Here is a 15,775-nt window from a genome sequence, read left to right as displayed (position 1 = left end):
AGTGTCCAGTAGCCAGCTACGCAATACGACAAGGATCGCGACGCTCGTCGAGGCAGCTCGGCATCGCCAGGGTTGGACCCAGGAGCAACTTGCCGAAGCCACAGGACTCAGCGTGCGAACGATTCGCAATCTGGAGCGGGACCTTATCGAAGCGCCCCGCAGCTCCACTCTCACGTTGCTCGCGACCCACCTCGGGCTTGAACGTTCCGAACTGCTGGAGGCGCCGGCGCAATCGGCGGACGAGAGGCCTCGTCTCCTCGGCCGCGATCAGCTGATCGAGCGTGCGGTGGCGAAACTCCACGACGAGAAAGTCATCACGTTGCTCGGCCCCGCCGTTGTTGGCAAGCGGGCGCTCGCTTCGGCCGTGGCGCAGCGGCTAGCTGAGCAATTCGGCAATCTCGCAGTGATCGAGCCGCGATCGCACTCGGGCTCGAGCGGCGCGGTCACCCCGATGGTTCATAACAATTACTTTTGCGGTTCGTGCGAAGGAATCGTCGTGGTGATACCCGATGCTCCGGAGAGGATCCGGCCAGGACAACATGTCACGACGATGCTCGACGGAGTACCACCCAAACTGCCGATCTACGTTGTCGCGACCTCATGTGACGCAGAACGCACCTGGGGGCCGACCATCGAGGTCGGCACGCTCTGTGGCGATGGCCGTGATGCCGTGGTGCCGTCGGTCGAGCTGTACCGTCGTCAGGCACGGCAGGTCGGGGGGTCACTGCCCGACTCGAGCGATATCCGCAAACTCTGCGACCTGGTCGACGACCGGCCGTGGTTCGTCCTGCGCCTCGCCGAGATCAGCCTGACGCTACCAATCGCTGAGATGCTCACCACCCCAAACCTGGTCCAATTGTTGTATGCCTACCTCCCGGGTTCGCAGAGAACGACCTTGGATCGGCTGTGTGAGCAGGCCGCGGCCGTTTCAGAGGAAGACCTGGCGACTGCGCGGACCGTCGCCCGTCATGCGCTTCCTTGGATGACCTTCGAGCAGGTCGTCGACTCCATAGTCATGTGCGGCATGCTGCGTGAGCAAGCCGTGATCGTCTTACTGCGACTCATCCGCTCGGGACTTGTCCATGTTCGTCAGTCAACGACTGCGCGCTACCACGTCAGTCGACTGATGCTGCAGGCCGCCGCGGTGCCTGACCGTTCCACAGTGAGCGTGCGGACAGTCGCGGTGGCGAGCTGATCGCTACTCCCGAAGTCGCAGCATGTGTCTGACGTGCGGCCAGGCGAGCCGGCCGTGCTCTCGGTTGCTCTCGTCGGTGCCGCCTCGGGCCATCGCCTGCCCGGCGACCACCGGAGTCTCGCCGGGTAGCATCGTGCGGTGCCCTGCCGCGGGCAGCGTGACGAGATCCGTTGCCAGGCCGTGGCGTTGGCGGGTGGCGACTATCTGCTCCGCGAAGTCGACGGACGGCCACACCTGGTCGTCGCCGCCTGCGACGAGGAGCAGCTCACCGATCCGTTCGACCGGGATGGCAGCGTTCGCAAGCGTTTCCGCGCGGGCGGTGGCCACGCTCTGCCGGTAGCTACCGACGAAGGCCGGTGGATCGGTGTCCGGCTCCCAGCTCAGGTCGAACGGGACGGCGGGTACCGCTGCGCCGTGCAGCGTCCAGTGTGAGACCTGGCTGTCGTCCGGGTCGATGTAGCTCCAGGCGTACGGGCTGGGTGCGAATCCGATGCAACCGTCGACCCGCTCGTCGTGGGCAGCGACGAGCAACGCAGCTTCCGCCCCGAACGACAGCCCCGAGATGATCAGCCGGTCACAGTCGACGGCGAGTCGGTCGAGTGCGTGTGTGAAGGTCTCGAGCGGCACCAGCCGCGGTGTGTCGGGCTGTCCGGGCCCGCCGAACCAGCGGATCGACAATGCAAGGGCGCCGTGTGCCGCGAGCAATCGTGCGCGGTCGGCATCGACCCGCCCGCTGGACCCGCCGATGGTGAGGATACCTGTCCCGCAATGGTTCTCGGGTATGACGAGCACGCCTTCCGGGTCGGCCAGCGTCTCCTCGTGCATGTGTCGACCTTAGCTCGCGGGTGCGGCGGCGCGCTGTGCGCGCAACGCTGCCACGAGGCTGAGTGCGGCCGGTGCGGCGAGTCCGACCAGCACGGACCGCTCGGGCCAGTGCTCGACCAGCACTGACACGATGGTCGGCACGGTGAATCCGGCATACGTGAGCGAGTAGAACACGGCATTGGTCATCGCGAGTTCGCTTGCCGGTGTGGAGCGTTCGACCGCGGTGAGGCCACCGACGAGCGTCATACCGTAGCCGGCGCCGAGCACGACCGCGGCAACGACGACGAGGAGCACCGAGTGCTCGCCCGCGGTCAGCACGGTGAGCAGCACACCGGCGAGGGTTCCCAGCATGCCCAGCACCGTGACGCCACCTGGTCGGCGTGCCTCCAGCCGTCGCGCCGGCTGCTGCACGAGCACGCCGGTGCCGAGGGTGAGACCGCAGACGATGCCGGTGAATGCCACTGCGAATCCACTGATCTGGGCCTTGATGAGCGGCGGCAGGATGACCATGCTGATACTCGGACAAGCGAAGACCCAGGCCGCCATCGGTGCGATGCGCGTCCAGAAGTGCCGGCTGAGGGCGTGGTGAGGGCGCGCGGGACCTCGATACGCTCCCCCGCTTCGCTCCTCCGCTACTCGGCCACCGCTTGGGTGGACACCGGCGTCGATGGTCGGCGCGTTCCAGACCAGTATCCCGGCGATGACGGTGAGCGCGATGTGCACGACATACGGCAGCACTTTGGGTTCTGGGAGCCACTGCGCCATGAATCCGACGAGGAACGCGCCGCCGCCGAACCCCGCGGACAGCGCGATCGTGGCGCGGCGGGCACCGGTGCCGACGGGTGCGTCGGTGGACAGTTCCTTCACCCAGGTGGTGCCGGGTGCCATGGCGGCGCCGGTGCACACGCCGTACAGGACCCGGCCGACGAAGAGCGGTGCCGCCGAATGTGCGCCGACCGCCAGCAGCAGTGAGGAGATCGCGGTGAGGACCATGATCGGCCGCAGGACCGAACGGTGCCCGTGGCGTCCGGCGAGTTCGGCGGACAGCAGCAGCGCCGGCACCAGCCCGAGCACGTACGCCGCGAACATCGAGGTGACCAGCGTCTGCGAGTAGTGGTCGGTTGAGCGGTAGACCAGCAGTAGCGGGGTGAACTGGTTGGCGCCCCACCCGACGACGAACATCGCGAAGGCGACGCGCAGCCAACCGGGGATCCGCATGGTGCTCAGCATGGCAGTGGCGGGAAGCGGTGGGGGAGCGGACCTCGATGCGTTCCCCCGCTTCGCTCCTCCACTTACTCGGCCACCGATGGGTCGGGACCTCGATGCGTTCCCCCGCTTCGCTCCTCCACTTACCCTTCGATATGCCCGCTCGTACCTCGCGGGCTACTCAGGGCGGCGCTCGGCTGGGGCGCTCGGAGGCGGCCGAGCTTGTCGAGGTCCCATCACGCCCGGCCTGACAGACTGCAGCCATGAACTTCTTCTCGGCATACGACCAGGGCTTCGCGCGTGTTGCTGCGTGCACCGTCCCGACCGCGATCGCCGACCCGGCTGCCAACGCCGCGACGATCCTGGAGCAGGTGCGGGCGTGCGACGCGGACTCGGCCTGCGTGGCGGTGTTCCCCGAGATGAGCCTGACCGGCTACGCGATCGACGACCTGGTGCTGCAGGACGCGGTGCTCGACGAGGTGCAGGCCGCCATCGGCGAGATCGCGGCGGCCACGACCGACCTGCTGCCCGTCGTCGTCGTCGGTGCGCCGCTGCGCAAGGGGCTGCGCCTCTACAACTGCGCGGTGGTGATCCACCGCGGCCGCGTGCTCGGGGTCGCGCCGAAGAGCTACCTGCCCAACTACCGGGAGTTCTACGACAAGCGCTACTTCGCGCCGGGCGACGACCAGCGCGGGGAGTCGATCACCATCGGCGACGCGACCGTGCCGTTCGGGCCGGACCTGATCTTTGCCGCCGAGGACCTGCCGTCGCTGCGCCTGCACGTCGAGGTGTGCGAGGACATGTGGGTGCCGATCCCGCCGTCCTCGGTCGCCGCCCTGGCGGGCGCGAACCTGCTGGTCAACATCTCCGGCAGCCCGATCACCGTCGGGCGCGCCGCCGACCGCCGCGCGCTGGCCGCCGCGCAGAGCGCCCGGTGCCTCGCGGCGTACGTGTATGCCGCCTCCGGGTCCGGCGAATCCACCACCGACCTGTCCTGGGACGGTATGACGATGATCCACGAGTGCGGCACCCTGCTCGACCAGGGCGAGCGCTTCCCGCAGGAGGCGACACGCACCACCGCCGACATCGACCTGGACCGTCTCCGGCAGGAGCGGCTGCGCGACGGGTCGATCGCGGACAATGCGCGGACCTTCAAAGCTGCCAGCGATTTCCGGACGGTCGGCTTCCGGCTGAACCCGCCGCGTGAGGACATCGGCCTGTTGCGGAAGCTGCAGCGCTTCCCCTTCGTCCCGGACGACCCGGCACACCTGGCGCAGGACTGCTACGAGGCCTACACGATCCAGGTCACGGCCCTGAAGCAGCGGTTGCGGGCCATCGGCGGGCCGAAGATCGTCATCGGGGTCTCCGGGGGTCTCGACTCGACGCACGCGCTGCTCGTCGCGGCGCGGGCGATGGACGAACTGGGTCGGCCGCGCACCGACATACTCGCCTACACCATGCCGGGTTTCGCGACCGGCAGCGCGAGCAGGACGGCGGCCACCGACCTGGCGGGCGCGATGGGGGTCTCCTTCCAGGAGTTGGACATCCGCCCCGCGGCGACCCAGATGCTGCGCGACCTCGGGCATCCCGCCGGCGACGGCGAACCTGTCTACGACGTGACCTTCGAGAACGTCCAGGCCGGGCTGCGCTACGACTACCTCTTCCGGATCGCCAACAACGAGAACGGCATCGTGCTCGGCACCGGCGACCTGTCGGAGCTCGCGCTCGGCTGGTGCACGTACGGCGTGGGCGACCAGATGTCGCACTACAACGTCAACGCCGGCATCCCGAAAACGATGATCCAGCACCTGATCCGGTGGGTCATCGGTGCCGGGCACTTCGACGAGGCTGCGGCCCGGACGCTGCAGACGATCCTGGATGCCGAGATCAGCCCGGAGCTGGTGCCGGCGGGCGCGGACGAGAAGCCGCAGTCGACCGAGGACGCCATCGGTCCCTACGCGCTGCAGGACTTCAATCTCTTCCACGTGCTGCGCTTCGGTTTCCGGCCCAGCCGCATCGCGTTCATGTCGTGGCACGCGTGGCACGACGCCGCGGCAGGGGAGTGGCCGGAAGGTTTTCCGGACGACCGCCGGACGGCATACACCCTCGCGGAGATCCGGTCCTGGCTGGAGCTGTTCATCAAGCGGTTCTTCGGGTTCAGCCAGTTCAAGCGGTCGGCGCTGCCGAACGGCCCCAAGGTCGTCGCCGGGGGTGCGCTCTCACCGCGCGGCGACTGGCGCGCCCCGAGCGACGGCAATGCTGCGGCGTGGCTGCGGGAGCTGGAGGCCAACGTCCCGGCGGACTGATCAGGCGCTGCAGTATGCCGATCGCGGCGTATGCCACGCGCTGGGCATACTCGAAGCCCGACGAGGAGCCCTACCCCTTGCCCCAGTCCCGGATCCGCCAGCTCTGCGTGTCGCTGTTGCGGACCAGGTAGTAGGACCAGGCCTCGCGGTGCGGGTCCTCGCTGGTGTTGAGACTCTTGACGTGCCGGAAGGTGGACAGCGTGTCCACCTCGACGCACTGCTTCCAGGCCTTGGTGACCTTGCTGCCGCAGGTGGCACCGGTCGTCACCCGCTTGGTCCCCAGGATCTGCAGCTCCTCGATGCGCGGGCCGTGCAGGTCCCACCATTCGGCGTCGACACCCACCTGGTTGCCGATGACCATGCTCTTCGCCGCAGCGAAATCCCGGTCGTTCAGGGCCTGCGCGAACGTCTTGACCACCTGGGCGGGCGACGCCTCGCTCGACGGCAGCGGCACCGAGGTGCGCGGCTTTCCCCACAGCCAGAGGCCCAGAATCCCGAGAAGGACGGCGATCGCCAGGCCCATGCCGACGGCGCTCTGTGTCCTTCGCATAGAGCCGAGTATCTGACGGACGGCGGGAATCGTCCAAGTTGTGTCCACAATCCTTACCAGTACGCAACCCGGCGCCGCCGTCGGCGGGCCGGCCGGGCGTCCACATCCCCTGCCCCGGAAACCCGTCGTGCACAGAAGCGTGGTGGTGGTGGTCGCGGCTGTCGGCCCCGGCGGCTAACGTCGGAGCGTGATCAACCCGTCGGAGCTGCAGCTGCGCGGTGCCGAGTGGGTGCGCCGCGTGACACCGGAGCAGCTCGCCGAGCGGATGGGGGAGCTCACGCTCGCCCGGGCGGAGTTGTATGTCGACTCCGAGCGCGTGCAGACGATCAACGTCGGCGACCAGGGCAGGCTGCTGCTGGCCACGGTCGAAGGCAACCGGGCCCGGCCCTACACCGTGATGATCACCCGGATGGAGGATTTCGACGGGGTGCCGCAGTGGCACTCCCGGTGCTCCTGCCCGATGGCCACCGAGTGCAAGCACGTGGCGGCGACGCTGCTCACGGCCCGCGACCACCTGGGCGGCGGCACCCCGGAGGTGCCCGCCTGGCGCCGGTTCGTGCAGGAGCAACTGACCGAGCCGCCGGTCGACGACACCGATGACGGGGTTCGGCTGGGCCTGCGGGTCTCGGTGAGCCATGAGCTGAGCGGCCGGCACCGGGTGACCCGCATCGGCCTCACCCCGTCGCACCGCACCAAGGCGGAGCGCTGGTCCAAACAGTCGTCCTGGGACGAGATCGGCCTCAACCGGGTCCGCCGGCGGTTCAACGTCGCGCAGGCCGACGCGGTCACCGCGTTGCGTGACCTCACGTCGAGCAGGCGTCACGCCTGGGCGCTCAGCGACCCCGTGGTGCAGCTCGACGGGGCGAACGCCGGTGTGTGGTCGGCGCTGCGCGAGTGCCTGGCCACCGGGGTGGAGCTGCTGCCGTCATACAACGGGCACGGTGACGTGCGCCTCGCACCCGATCCGACGCACGTCGTCGCCGACTTCGAGGAGCAGGACGACGGCTCGTTGCGCGGGTCCGCGAGTGTGCTCGGCCTGGCCGACGTCACCGGCGAGCTCGTCGTGCTCGGTGACCCGGGCCACGGCATCGCGCACATCCGGCCCGACGGCAGCATCACCCTCGCCGCTCTCGACGGCGCGTTGAGCACCGCGGCTCGGGCCCTCCTGCTGGACGGCCCCGTGGACGTGCCGGCCGAGGATGCCGAGGAGTTCCGCGACCTCTACTACCCGCGCCTCACGCGGCAGCTGCACCTGGTGGCGAGCAACGGCGTGCCCGTGCCGGAGCCGGAGCCCATCCGGTTGCGGCTCACGCTCAGCTCACCGGAGCCGCAGGCGGTCGAGGTGGTCGCCGAGATGCTGTATGCCGGCAAGCACGCGCGGCCGGTCGCGCTTGACGTCTACGACCGCACGCGCGACCGCGCCGCCGAGCACGCCCTCGTCGGCCGGCTCGAGGACACGCTGCGCGAGCACGAGCTGATGGAGCTGGTCGGCGGCCTGGGCTGGTGGCCGCTCGGCCGGAGCCTGTTGCGCGGCTGGCCCGCGGTGCGCTTGGTCGAGAGCCTCGCCGAGCTGGAGGACGACGACGACCTCGAGATCGTCACGGCGACGGAGCTGCCGAGCTTCGAGGAGAGCCGGACCGCACCGCAGATCACCATCGGCGCCACCGACTCCGACGACCACGACTGGCTCGATCTGCACGTGACCGTGTCCATCGACGGGGAGGAGGTGCCGTTCGCGGCCCTCTTCGCCGCGCTCGCCCGCGGGGACGAGGCGATGCTGCTGATGTCCGGGACCTATTTCAGCCTGGACCGGCCGGAGTTGCGGCAGCTGGAGCGGCTGATAGCCGAGGCCCGCGAGATCTCCGACAAGCACCGCGAGGGGCTGTCGATCAACCGCTTCCACCTCGGGCTGTGGGACGAGCTGGAGGGTCTCGGGGTCGTCGACCAGCAGAGCGAGCGCTGGGTGCAGCAGGTCGAGCGGGTCCGCGGCCTCGACCGGTTCACGGCGCCGAGCGTGCCGGAGTCGTTGCACGCGACGCTGCGCGGCTACCAGGTCGACGGGTTCACCTGGCTCGCCGCGCTGTGGGACTGCGCGCTCGGCGGGATTCTCGCCGACGACATGGGCCTCGGCAAGACGTTGCAGACGCTGGCACTGCTGGCGCGGGCCCGGGAGGAGGGCGAGCTGGACGTGCCGGTGCTCGTCGTCGCACCCAGCTCGGTCGTCGGCACATGGGTGAGCGAGGCGGCACGGTTCGCGCCCGACCTGCGGGTGCTGCCGCTCGCCGAGACCAGCAAGCGGCGCGGGAGCACGGTCGCCGAGGCGATCGGTGATGCGCAGGTCGTCGTCACGTCGTATGCCGTGCTGCGGCTGGACGCCGACGAGTTCGCCGCGACCCGGTGGAACGGCCTGGTCCTCGACGAGGCCCAGTGGATCAAGAATCACCAGTCCAAGACGTTCCAGGCGGCCAAGCGGATCGGTGCGCCGTTCACCCTCGCTATCACCGGCACCCCGCTGGAGAATTCGCTGATGGACCTCTGGTCCATGCTGGCGCTCACCGCACCCGGCCTCTATCCGCGCCCCGACTCCTTCAAGGAGCGCTACCGCAAGCCGATCGAGCGCGGCGACGGCGCGGAGCTGCTGGCGCAGTTGCGCCGCCGCATCCGCCCGCTGATGCTGCGCCGCACCAAGGAACAGGTGGCGAGCGACCTGCCGCCCAAGCAGGTCCAGGTGCAGACGGTCGAGCTGGGCGCCAAGCACCGGCAGACCTACGACCGGCACCTGCAGCGGGAGCGGCAGCGGGTGCTCGGACTGCTGGAGGACCCGGACGGCAACCGCGTCGCGATCCTGGCCGCGCTGACCCGGCTGCGCCAGCTCGCGCTCGACCCGCGGCTGGTCGACGACGTGCCGAGCAACGCCGCCGAGACCTCCGCCAAGCTCGCGCTGCTGGTCCAGCAGATCGGTGAGCTGGCGGCCGAGGGTCACCGGGCCCTGGTGTTCAGCCAGTTCACGTCGTTCCTGAAGCTCGCCCGCGAGGCGTTGGCCGACGCCGGGCTGAGCACGTCATACCTGGACGGTCGGACCCGCGGGAGGCAGCAGGTCATCGACGGGTTCAAGAACGGTGACGACGCGGCGTTCCTCATCTCGTTGAAGGCCGGCGGGGTGGGGCTCACCCTCACCGAGGCCGATTACGTCTTCGTGCTCGACCCGTGGTGGAACCCCGCCACCGAGGCTCAGGCGATCGACCGTGCGCACCGCATCGGCCAGGACAAACCGGTGATGGTCTACCGGCTGGTGAGTGCCGGCACCATCGAGGAGAAGGTCGTTGCGCTGCAGGACCGCAAACGCGAGCTCTTCGAGAAGGTCGTCGACGGGGACGGCGGCTCCGGTGGGGCGATCACACCGGACGACATCCGCGCCCTGTTGCAGTGAACCCCCTGGTTACTGGGCGGTAACCGCGTCTAGGGTGAGGACATGGGTCTCCTCTCCTCGAAACCGTCCAGGTCGTATGCCGCAGCCCGTTGCCTGGTGACCGGCGGGTGTTCCGGGCTCGGCCAGGCGCTGGTCGAGCTGCTGGTCGCTGACGGCGCCCGCGTGGTCGTCGGCGACGTGCACGAGACCGCGCCGGAGGGCTCGCTGCCGGCCGGGGTCGACTACCTCAGGCTGGACGTGAGCAAGGACGAGGACTGGGACGCGGCCCGCAACTGGGTCGAGAGCACGTACGGCGGTCTCGACCTGCTGATCAACAACGCCGGCATCGCCGCGGGTGGCCGCATCGACGTGGCCGACATGGACGAGTGGCGCCGCATCACCGACATCAACCTGATCGGCGTCGCCCGGGGATGCCACACCTTCGTGCCGATGATGAAGCAGCAGGACTCCGGTGGCCAGATCGTCAACACCGCGTCCCTCGCCGGGCTGGTGCACGCGCCGGCGATGGCGTCGTACAACGCCGTGAAGGCGGGCGTGGTGGCGATCAGCGAGACGCTGCGCACGGAGCTCGCGCCCTCGGGCATCTCGGTGTCGGTGATCTGCCCGTCGTTCTTCCGCACCAACCTCGCGCAGTCGTTCGGCGGTAAGGACGTCGACATGGAGGCGAGCGGCACCGACATGATCAACAAGGCGCCCCGGTCGGCGGATCAGGTTGCGGCCGTTGCGTTTGCCGGGATGAAGGCCGGAAAGTTCATCATCCTCACCGACCGCGACGGGCATGTCGCGTATGCCGCCAAGCGCTTCGCGCGGCCGCTCTACGACCGGGCGATGTTCGCCGCCGGGAAGCAGGTGGGCACGGGTCGGCCGACGACGCCTAGGATCGTCGAGAAGCTGCAGTCGCTCGGCGCCAGAAAGAAGTGAGGAAGTCATGAGCTCGGTCGCGATCATCGGCGGACACGGCAAGGTTGCGTTGCTCCTCGCGGAACTGCTGACGTCCCAAGGTCATTCGGTGCGTTCGCTGTTCCGCAACGAGGACCACGCGCCCGAGGTCGCGGCCACCGGGGCAATACCGGTCGTCGCCGACGTCGAACATCTCGACGTGCCGGCACTCTCGGAACTGCTCGACGGAGTCGACGCCGTCGTGTGGTCCGCCGGTGCGGGCGGCGGCAACTCGGCGCGGACCTACGCGGTCGACCGGGATGCCGCCATCCGCAGCATGAACGCGACCGCGGAGCTCGGCATCGAGCGCTACATCATGGTCTCGTACTTCGGAGCATCGCCGGATCACGGTGTGCCCGAAGGTGATCCGTTCTTCGCGTATGCCGAGGCGAAGGCCGCGGCGGACCAGTACCTGCGTGGCACGGGTTTGTCCTGGACCATCGCTGCGCCGAGCGGGCTCACCCTCGATCCGCCCACCGGACGGATCGAGGTCAACGGTCAGGGTGGGGCCGAGCTCACCTCCGGGTCGGTGTCGCGCGCCGATGTCGCGGCCGTGGTCGCGGCGTTGCTGCCCGCGCAGAACTCCGTCGGCGCGTTCGTGCAGTTCAACAACGGTGACACCCCGATCGCGGAGGCCGTCGCCCAGCTCTAGCCCGAATGCGGGTTGCGTAGCCGGAGTACGGCATGCTCACGCGGGTCGAGTAGCCGGCGAGGTACGAGCCGGCGTATCGAGACCACGTGCTCCGCGGACTCACGACCCGAAATACGCCCCGGCCGCGAGGTCCTCGAGCAGCGTCGGTCCGGTCGGCTGCCAGCCGAGCAGCTTCCTGGTCCGGTTCGACGACGCCGACATCTCCATGCCGAAGAACTGGCCGACGAAGCCGAAGTGATCGACGGCGTCGCTCGGATCGATCGAGACGACAGGCAGGTTCAGGCCCGCACCGATGGCCTCGGCAATCGCCTTGGTCGGCACGGCGGCCTCGCCGGTCGCGTGCAGCCGGGTGCCTGCCGGTGCGGACTCCAATCCGAGTCGCACGAGGCGCGCGGCGTCGAACCGGTGGACAGCCGCCCAGCTGTTGGAGCCGTCACCGACATACCCGGACACCCCGTGCTGCTGCGCAGCGGCGACGATCCGTGCGATGAAACCGTGGTCCCCGGTGCCGTGCACCGTGGGTGCGAAGCGGGCGGCGATCGATCGCACCCCGTCGCCGACGAAGTCGAACGCACGAGCTTCGGCACCACCGCGCGGTGCGTCGGGGCCGACGAAGGGACTCGCATCATCCTCGGTCGACGGCCGGCCCTGGACGAGGCCGGCGACACCCGAGGCGAAGACGAACGGGCGGTCGCTCCCGGAGAGGACTTCACCGATCGCTTCGACCGAAGCACGTTCTGCGGCATTGGAGTCGGCCGGGTTGGCCCAGTCGTGCTTGTTGGCGAGATGTATGACGCCCTCGGCGGCGTCGGCGCCCTTGCGAATGGCGTCCAGGTCATCCAGGTCGCCGCGCAGGACAGCGGCTCCCTTCGCGACGAGCTGGTCGGCCGACGAGTCCGACCGGGCGAGACCGGTCACCTGGTGCCCCGCACGGAGCAACTCGTCGACGGTCGCGGAGCCGATCCATCCGGTGGCTCCGGTGACGAATACGCGCATGCTGCGTCCTTCCTGAGTGGTGCATCGAATTGATGTCATTCACTGACATCACCTACGGTACACCTCGACGTCAGTGACTGTCATCAGTACAGTTCTCGGCATGGCCCGCTGGGAACCCGGAGCGCGCGACCGACTGGGAGAGGTCGCGATGCGGTTGTTCGCGGATCAGGGCTTCGAGCGGACGACCGTCGCCGAGATCGCCGAGGCCGCAGGACTCACCGAACGCACCTTCTTCCGGCACTTCGCGGACAAGCGCGAGGTGCTGTTCGCCGGGCAGGACGACTTTCTGCAGCTGTTCCTCGAGCCGATCGATGCGGCGCCGGACGGCACCGCGCCGTACGAGCTGATCGGGCGCTCGCTCGTCGCGGCGGGAGCCTTCTTCACCGACGAACGCCGGGCGTTCGCTCGCGCACGTGCCGTGATCATCGCCCGCGAGCCTGCGCTGCAGGAGCGGGAGTTGGCCAAACTCGCGACCCTGAAGACGCGGCTCGGCGAGGTGTTCGGCGAGCGAGGCGTCGGCGAGCCCGCCGCGACCCTGGCCGCCGAGGTGGGTGTCATGGTCTTCCACCTGTCGTTCCAGCAGTGGATCACCAAAGGTGAGAAGCGGAGTATGGCGACCATCGCGCACGAGCGGCTTGCCGCGCTCACGCAACTGGTGACCGAGTAGTCCACTCCGCGCTGGCCGATCGGCACAGCGGCCGAGTAGTCGTAGTCCACTCCGCGCTGGCCGAGTGGCACAGCGGTGGTCGAGTGGTCAGTAGTCCACTTCGCGGTGGCCGATCGGCACAGCGGTGGTCGAGTAGTCAGTAGTCCACTCCGCGGTGGCCGAGTAGCCGGGGGAGCGAAGCGGAGGAGGCGTATCGAGGTCGCGCGCGGTATTGCTCAGGCGCCGGTGCACATGACGTCCCACCGGCCGATCGGTCAGGTATTGCTACCGGAGCCGCTGGAGCCGCCCGGTGCTCCCTCGCCTGCGCCCGGTGCACCGGATGGCATGGTGCCACCGGGGACCCCGCCACCGGGTGCGTTGCCGTCGCTGCCGGCACTGCCGTTCGAGTTTCCGCCCGTGCCACCGTCGCCGAACTGCCGGAAGTTGCCGAAACCACCGCGACCGCCCATGCCGTCGCCACCGGTGGAACCACTCGGCACCGCAGCGGACGCCGTGATCGCGCCCGCGGACGACAGGCCGATCGCCAGGGCCGCGACCACCGCGGTCTTCTTCCCGGACCAGCGGGGCTGGCGCAGCGCGGGCGAGGTCGCCGGAGGCTGCGGAGCGTCCGGCACGCCATACCCGTACCCGGGCGGCGCTACCGGCGACTCACCCGACGCGGCCCCCGACCATGTCTCGGGCGGTCGGCCGTTCTGCTCCGGCTGCTGAGGTGGTTGCTGCGTCATGAACAATGGTCCTTCGCGTGGCAGGGAATCGTTGTCACAGCAGAACCTCGCCGCCCGTCCTGTGTCTCGCCTTTGAGCATTCGCTGTCTGTCCTGGCAACTTTTCGAAGCCGCTGTTCGTTCATGGGCAGACCTGCTGCCTGCCACAGGATGCCCACAAGGAGCGCCGACAGTCTCGGCGGCATGGATTCAGCGACCGCACACCTGCGGACCTCAGACCAGGCGATCCCTCGGGAGCCGCAGGGTGCTGCGACCCACGTGAGTGCGGTCGCCACCCGAAGTGGCCGAACGACCCGGCTCTGGAGGGGCCACCCGGACGACCCCAGCTGGGCGCGGCCCTCCGCGTTCGGGCTCCTGCTGGCGACAGCGGTCCTCTACTTCTACAACCTCACCGCCAGCGGGTGGGCCAACTCCTTCTATTCGGCTGCCGCCCAGGCGGGCTCGGTCAACTGGGAGGCGTTCTTCTACGGCTCCTCCGACGCAGCCAACTCCATCACCGTCGACAAACCACCGGCCGCGCTGTGGGTGATGGCCCTGTCGGTGCGGATCTTCGGGCTCAACTCGTTCGCGCTGCTGATGCCCGAAGTGTTGATGGGCGTCGCGACCGTCGGCCTCGTGTACACCATGGTTCGACGCCACTTCGGTCCGGTGGCGGGCCTGCTGTCGGGCGCGACCCTGGCACTGACCCCGGTCGCAGCGTTGATGTTCCGCTTCAACAACCCCGATGCGCTGCTCGTGCTGCTGATGACGCTCGGCGCGTGGGCGACGATGAAGGCGATCGAGAAGGGCTCGATCCGCTGGATGGCGTTCGTCGGCATCTTCCTCGGCTTCGGCTTCCTCACCAAGACGCTGCAGGTGTTCCTGGTCGTCCCGTTCTTCGGCATCGCCTATCTGCTCGCGGCGCGCACGAACCTGAAGCGTCGCGTCCTCGGCCTCCTCGCGGGCATCGGTGGTCTCGTCGCCGCCGGTGGCTGGTGGGTGCTCATCGTGCAGTTGGTTCCGGCCGGCAGCCGGCCGTACATCGGTGGTAGCGAGGACAACTCGTTCTGGAACCTCACCTTCGGCTACAACGGCTTCGGCCGGCTCAGCGGCAACGAGACCGGTTCCGTCGGCGGTGGTGGTGGCAACGGCGGCGGCATGTGGGGCGTCACCGGCATCACCCGGATGTTCGGCTCCGAGGTCGGCAGTCAGGTCTCCTGGCTGCTACCCACCGCGCTGATCCTGCTCGCGATGGGCGTGGTCATGCGCGGTCGCGCACCGCGCACGGACAGCCGCCGGGCGGCATACCTCGTCTGGGGCGGCTGGCTGCTGGTCACCGGGCTGACCTTCTCCTTCATGGCGGGCATCTTCCACCAGTACTACACGGTGGCCCTGGCGCCCGCGATCGCCGCGGTGGTCGGCATGGGTGCCCACGAGGCCTGGGAACGCCGGCACAGCCCCCTCGGCTCGATCACCCTCGCGGCCGCCACGGCCGCAGCGGCAACCTGGTCGTTCATCCTGCTGACCCGCACCACGGCGTACGGCGACTGGCTGCGCGTCTCGATCCTTGCAGTCGGTATGGCGGCAGCGTTCCTCCTACTCGCGCTGAACTGGTTGCACCGTAAGGCAATCCCGCTCGTGCTCGCGGCCGCTGTGGCGGCCGGACTTGCCGGCCCGGCGGCATACACCTGGAGCACGGTGAACTCCGCGCACACCGGGTCCATCCCGACCGCCGGCCCGAGTGGCGGCATGGGTGGCGGCCCCGGAGGCGGCGGCGGCGGTATGCCGGGTGGCGGCACCGCACCCGGTGGTACGACCGGCCAGGGCGGCACCACCGGCCAGGGCGGGACGACTCCCGGCGGCACCACCGGTGGCACCACGCAGGATGGCACGACCAACGGCGGCGGCATGGGCGGACTGCTCGATGCGTCGACACCGAGCACGGCGGTCGTCGCGGCCCTCCAGTCCAACGCCAGCAAGTACACCTGGGTCGCGGCAGCCATCGGCAGCAACAACGCGGCCGGGCTCCAGTTGGCCACCCAGCAGCCGGTGATGGCGATCGGCGGCTTCAACGGCAGCGACAACTCGCCGACGCTGGCACAGTTCAAGGCATACGTGCAGGCGGGCAAGATCCACTACTTCGTCGCGGGCGGAGTCGGCGGACAGCAGATGGGTGGCTCCAACGCCTCGCAGGAGATCTCGAGCTGGGTCGAGGCCAACTACAAGAAGGTGACGATCGGGGGATCGACCTTCTACGACCTCACCCAGCCGACCAGTTCGTCGTCGAGCGACTGAGACAGGGAACG

12 protein-coding genes are annotated in these 15,775 nt (G+C 69.1%); 7 read left to right on the top strand and 5 right to left on the bottom strand.

From position 1 onward, the window contains the following. Position 1: 1 nt before the first annotated feature. Positions 2-1,195 (top strand): helix-turn-helix domain-containing protein, encoded by a 1,194-nt coding sequence (locus tag FHU39_RS16510; protein WP_183321655.1) that lies wholly within the window; start codon positions 2-4, stop codon positions 1,193-1,195. A 3-nt stretch (positions 1,196-1,198) separates the two neighbouring features. Here the strand turns inward: FHU39_RS16510 and FHU39_RS16505 are convergent, their stop codons facing one another. Then, positions 1,199-2,020: an alpha/beta fold hydrolase gene (locus FHU39_RS16505; RefSeq protein WP_221185567.1), complete on the bottom strand. Its 822-nt coding sequence runs from the start codon at positions 2,018-2,020 to the stop codon at positions 1,199-1,201. A 9-nt stretch (positions 2,021-2,029) separates the two neighbouring features. Further along, a complete protein-coding gene (locus FHU39_RS16500) occupies positions 2,030-3,250 on the bottom strand; it encodes an MFS transporter (RefSeq protein WP_281379748.1) in 1,221 nt (406 codons plus the stop codon). 239 nt (positions 3,251-3,489) lie between these two features. On the opposite strand from FHU39_RS16500, the gene FHU39_RS16495 reads away from it, so the two are divergent. Next, complete coding sequence (locus tag FHU39_RS16495) at positions 3,490-5,532, top strand: NAD(+) synthase (protein ID WP_183321653.1); 2,043 nt, start codon at positions 3,490-3,492, stop codon at positions 5,530-5,532. 70 nt (positions 5,533-5,602) lie between these two features. Here FHU39_RS16495 and FHU39_RS16490 read toward each other — a convergent pair whose 3' ends face one another. Continuing rightward, positions 5,603-6,082, bottom strand: a complete 480-nt coding sequence (locus tag FHU39_RS16490) for a hypothetical protein (protein WP_183321652.1) — start codon at positions 6,080-6,082, stop codon at positions 5,603-5,605. Between the two features lie 187 nt (positions 6,083-6,269). Here FHU39_RS16490 and FHU39_RS16485 point away from each other — a divergent pair, with 187 nt between their 5' ends. The 3 genes from FHU39_RS16485 to FHU39_RS16475 are packed head-to-tail and all read left to right on the top strand — an operon-like array spanning position 6,270 to position 11,103. Further along, on the top strand, positions 6,270-9,512 hold the full coding sequence (locus FHU39_RS16485; RefSeq protein WP_343065945.1) for a DEAD/DEAH box helicase: 3,243 nt from the start codon (positions 6,270-6,272) through the stop codon (positions 9,510-9,512). Positions 9,513-9,554: 42 nt separating this feature from the next. After that, positions 9,555-10,433, top strand: coding sequence for an SDR family NAD(P)-dependent oxidoreductase (locus FHU39_RS16480; RefSeq protein ID WP_183321651.1), 879 nt, complete (start codon positions 9,555-9,557; stop codon positions 10,431-10,433). A 7-nt stretch (positions 10,434-10,440) separates the two neighbouring features. Further along, positions 10,441-11,103 carry an NAD(P)H-binding protein gene (locus tag FHU39_RS16475; protein WP_183321650.1) on the top strand — a complete coding sequence of 221 codons (663 nt, stop codon included), beginning with the start codon at positions 10,441-10,443 and terminating at the stop codon, positions 11,101-11,103. A gap of 99 nt (positions 11,104-11,202) precedes the next feature. Here FHU39_RS16475 and FHU39_RS16470 read toward each other — a convergent pair whose 3' ends face one another. After that, a complete protein-coding gene (locus FHU39_RS16470) occupies positions 11,203-12,099 on the bottom strand; it encodes an SDR family oxidoreductase (protein ID WP_183321649.1) in 897 nt (298 codons plus the stop codon). A gap of 100 nt (positions 12,100-12,199) precedes the next feature. Between FHU39_RS16470 and FHU39_RS16465 the strand changes: the two genes are divergently transcribed. Then, positions 12,200-12,766, top strand: a complete 567-nt coding sequence (locus tag FHU39_RS16465; RefSeq protein ID WP_183321648.1) for a TetR/AcrR family transcriptional regulator — start codon at positions 12,200-12,202, stop codon at positions 12,764-12,766. Between the two features lie 254 nt (positions 12,767-13,020). Here FHU39_RS16465 and FHU39_RS16460 read toward each other — a convergent pair whose 3' ends face one another. Beyond that, positions 13,021-13,491 (bottom strand): hypothetical protein, encoded by a 471-nt coding sequence (locus FHU39_RS16460; RefSeq protein WP_183321647.1) that lies wholly within the window; start codon positions 13,489-13,491, stop codon positions 13,021-13,023. Positions 13,492-13,673: 182 nt separating this feature from the next. On the opposite strand from FHU39_RS16460, the gene FHU39_RS16455 reads away from it, so the two are divergent. Next, the gene (locus tag FHU39_RS16455; protein WP_183321646.1) at positions 13,674-15,764 is read left to right on the top strand and encodes an ArnT family glycosyltransferase; all 2,091 of its coding nucleotides are present in this window, start codon (positions 13,674-13,676) and stop codon (positions 15,762-15,764) included. The last annotated feature ends 11 nt before the right edge of the window (positions 15,765-15,775 follow it).

It is taken from the genome of Flexivirga oryzae (assembly GCF_014190805.1).
GTDB lineage: Bacteria > Actinomycetota > Actinomycetes > Actinomycetales > Dermatophilaceae > Flexivirga > Flexivirga oryzae.
This window is presented reverse-complemented; position numbering and strand designations above follow the sequence as displayed.

Excerpts from the sequence above, each read along its gene's own strand:
- FHU39_RS16480 (WP_183321651.1), top strand. The coding sequence starts at position 9,555 with ATGGGTCTCCTCTCCTCGAAACCGTCCAGGTCGTATGCCGCAGCCCGT.
- FHU39_RS16495 (WP_183321653.1), top strand. The coding sequence starts at position 3,490 with ATGAACTTCTTCTCGGCATACGACCAGGGCTTCGCGCGTGTTGCTGCG.
- FHU39_RS16475 (WP_183321650.1), top strand. The coding sequence starts at position 10,441 with ATGAGCTCGGTCGCGATCATCGGCGGACACGGCAAGGTTGCGTTGCTC.
- FHU39_RS16465 (WP_183321648.1), top strand. The coding sequence starts at position 12,200 with ATGGCCCGCTGGGAACCCGGAGCGCGCGACCGACTGGGAGAGGTCGCG.
- FHU39_RS16490 (WP_183321652.1), bottom strand. The coding sequence starts at position 6,082 with ATGCGAAGGACACAGAGCGCCGTCGGCATGGGCCTGGCGATCGCCGTC.
- FHU39_RS16470 (WP_183321649.1), bottom strand. The coding sequence starts at position 12,099 with ATGCGCGTATTCGTCACCGGAGCCACCGGATGGATCGGCTCCGCGACC.
- FHU39_RS16455 (WP_183321646.1), top strand. The coding sequence starts at position 13,674 with ATGGATTCAGCGACCGCACACCTGCGGACCTCAGACCAGGCGATCCCT.
- FHU39_RS16460 (WP_183321647.1), bottom strand. The coding sequence starts at position 13,491 with ATGACGCAGCAACCACCTCAGCAGCCGGAGCAGAACGGCCGACCGCCC.
- FHU39_RS16500 (WP_281379748.1), bottom strand. The coding sequence starts at position 3,250 with ATGCTGAGCACCATGCGGATCCCCGGTTGGCTGCGCGTCGCCTTCGCG.
- FHU39_RS16505 (WP_221185567.1), bottom strand. The coding sequence starts at position 2,020 with ATGCACGAGGAGACGCTGGCCGACCCGGAAGGCGTGCTCGTCATACCC.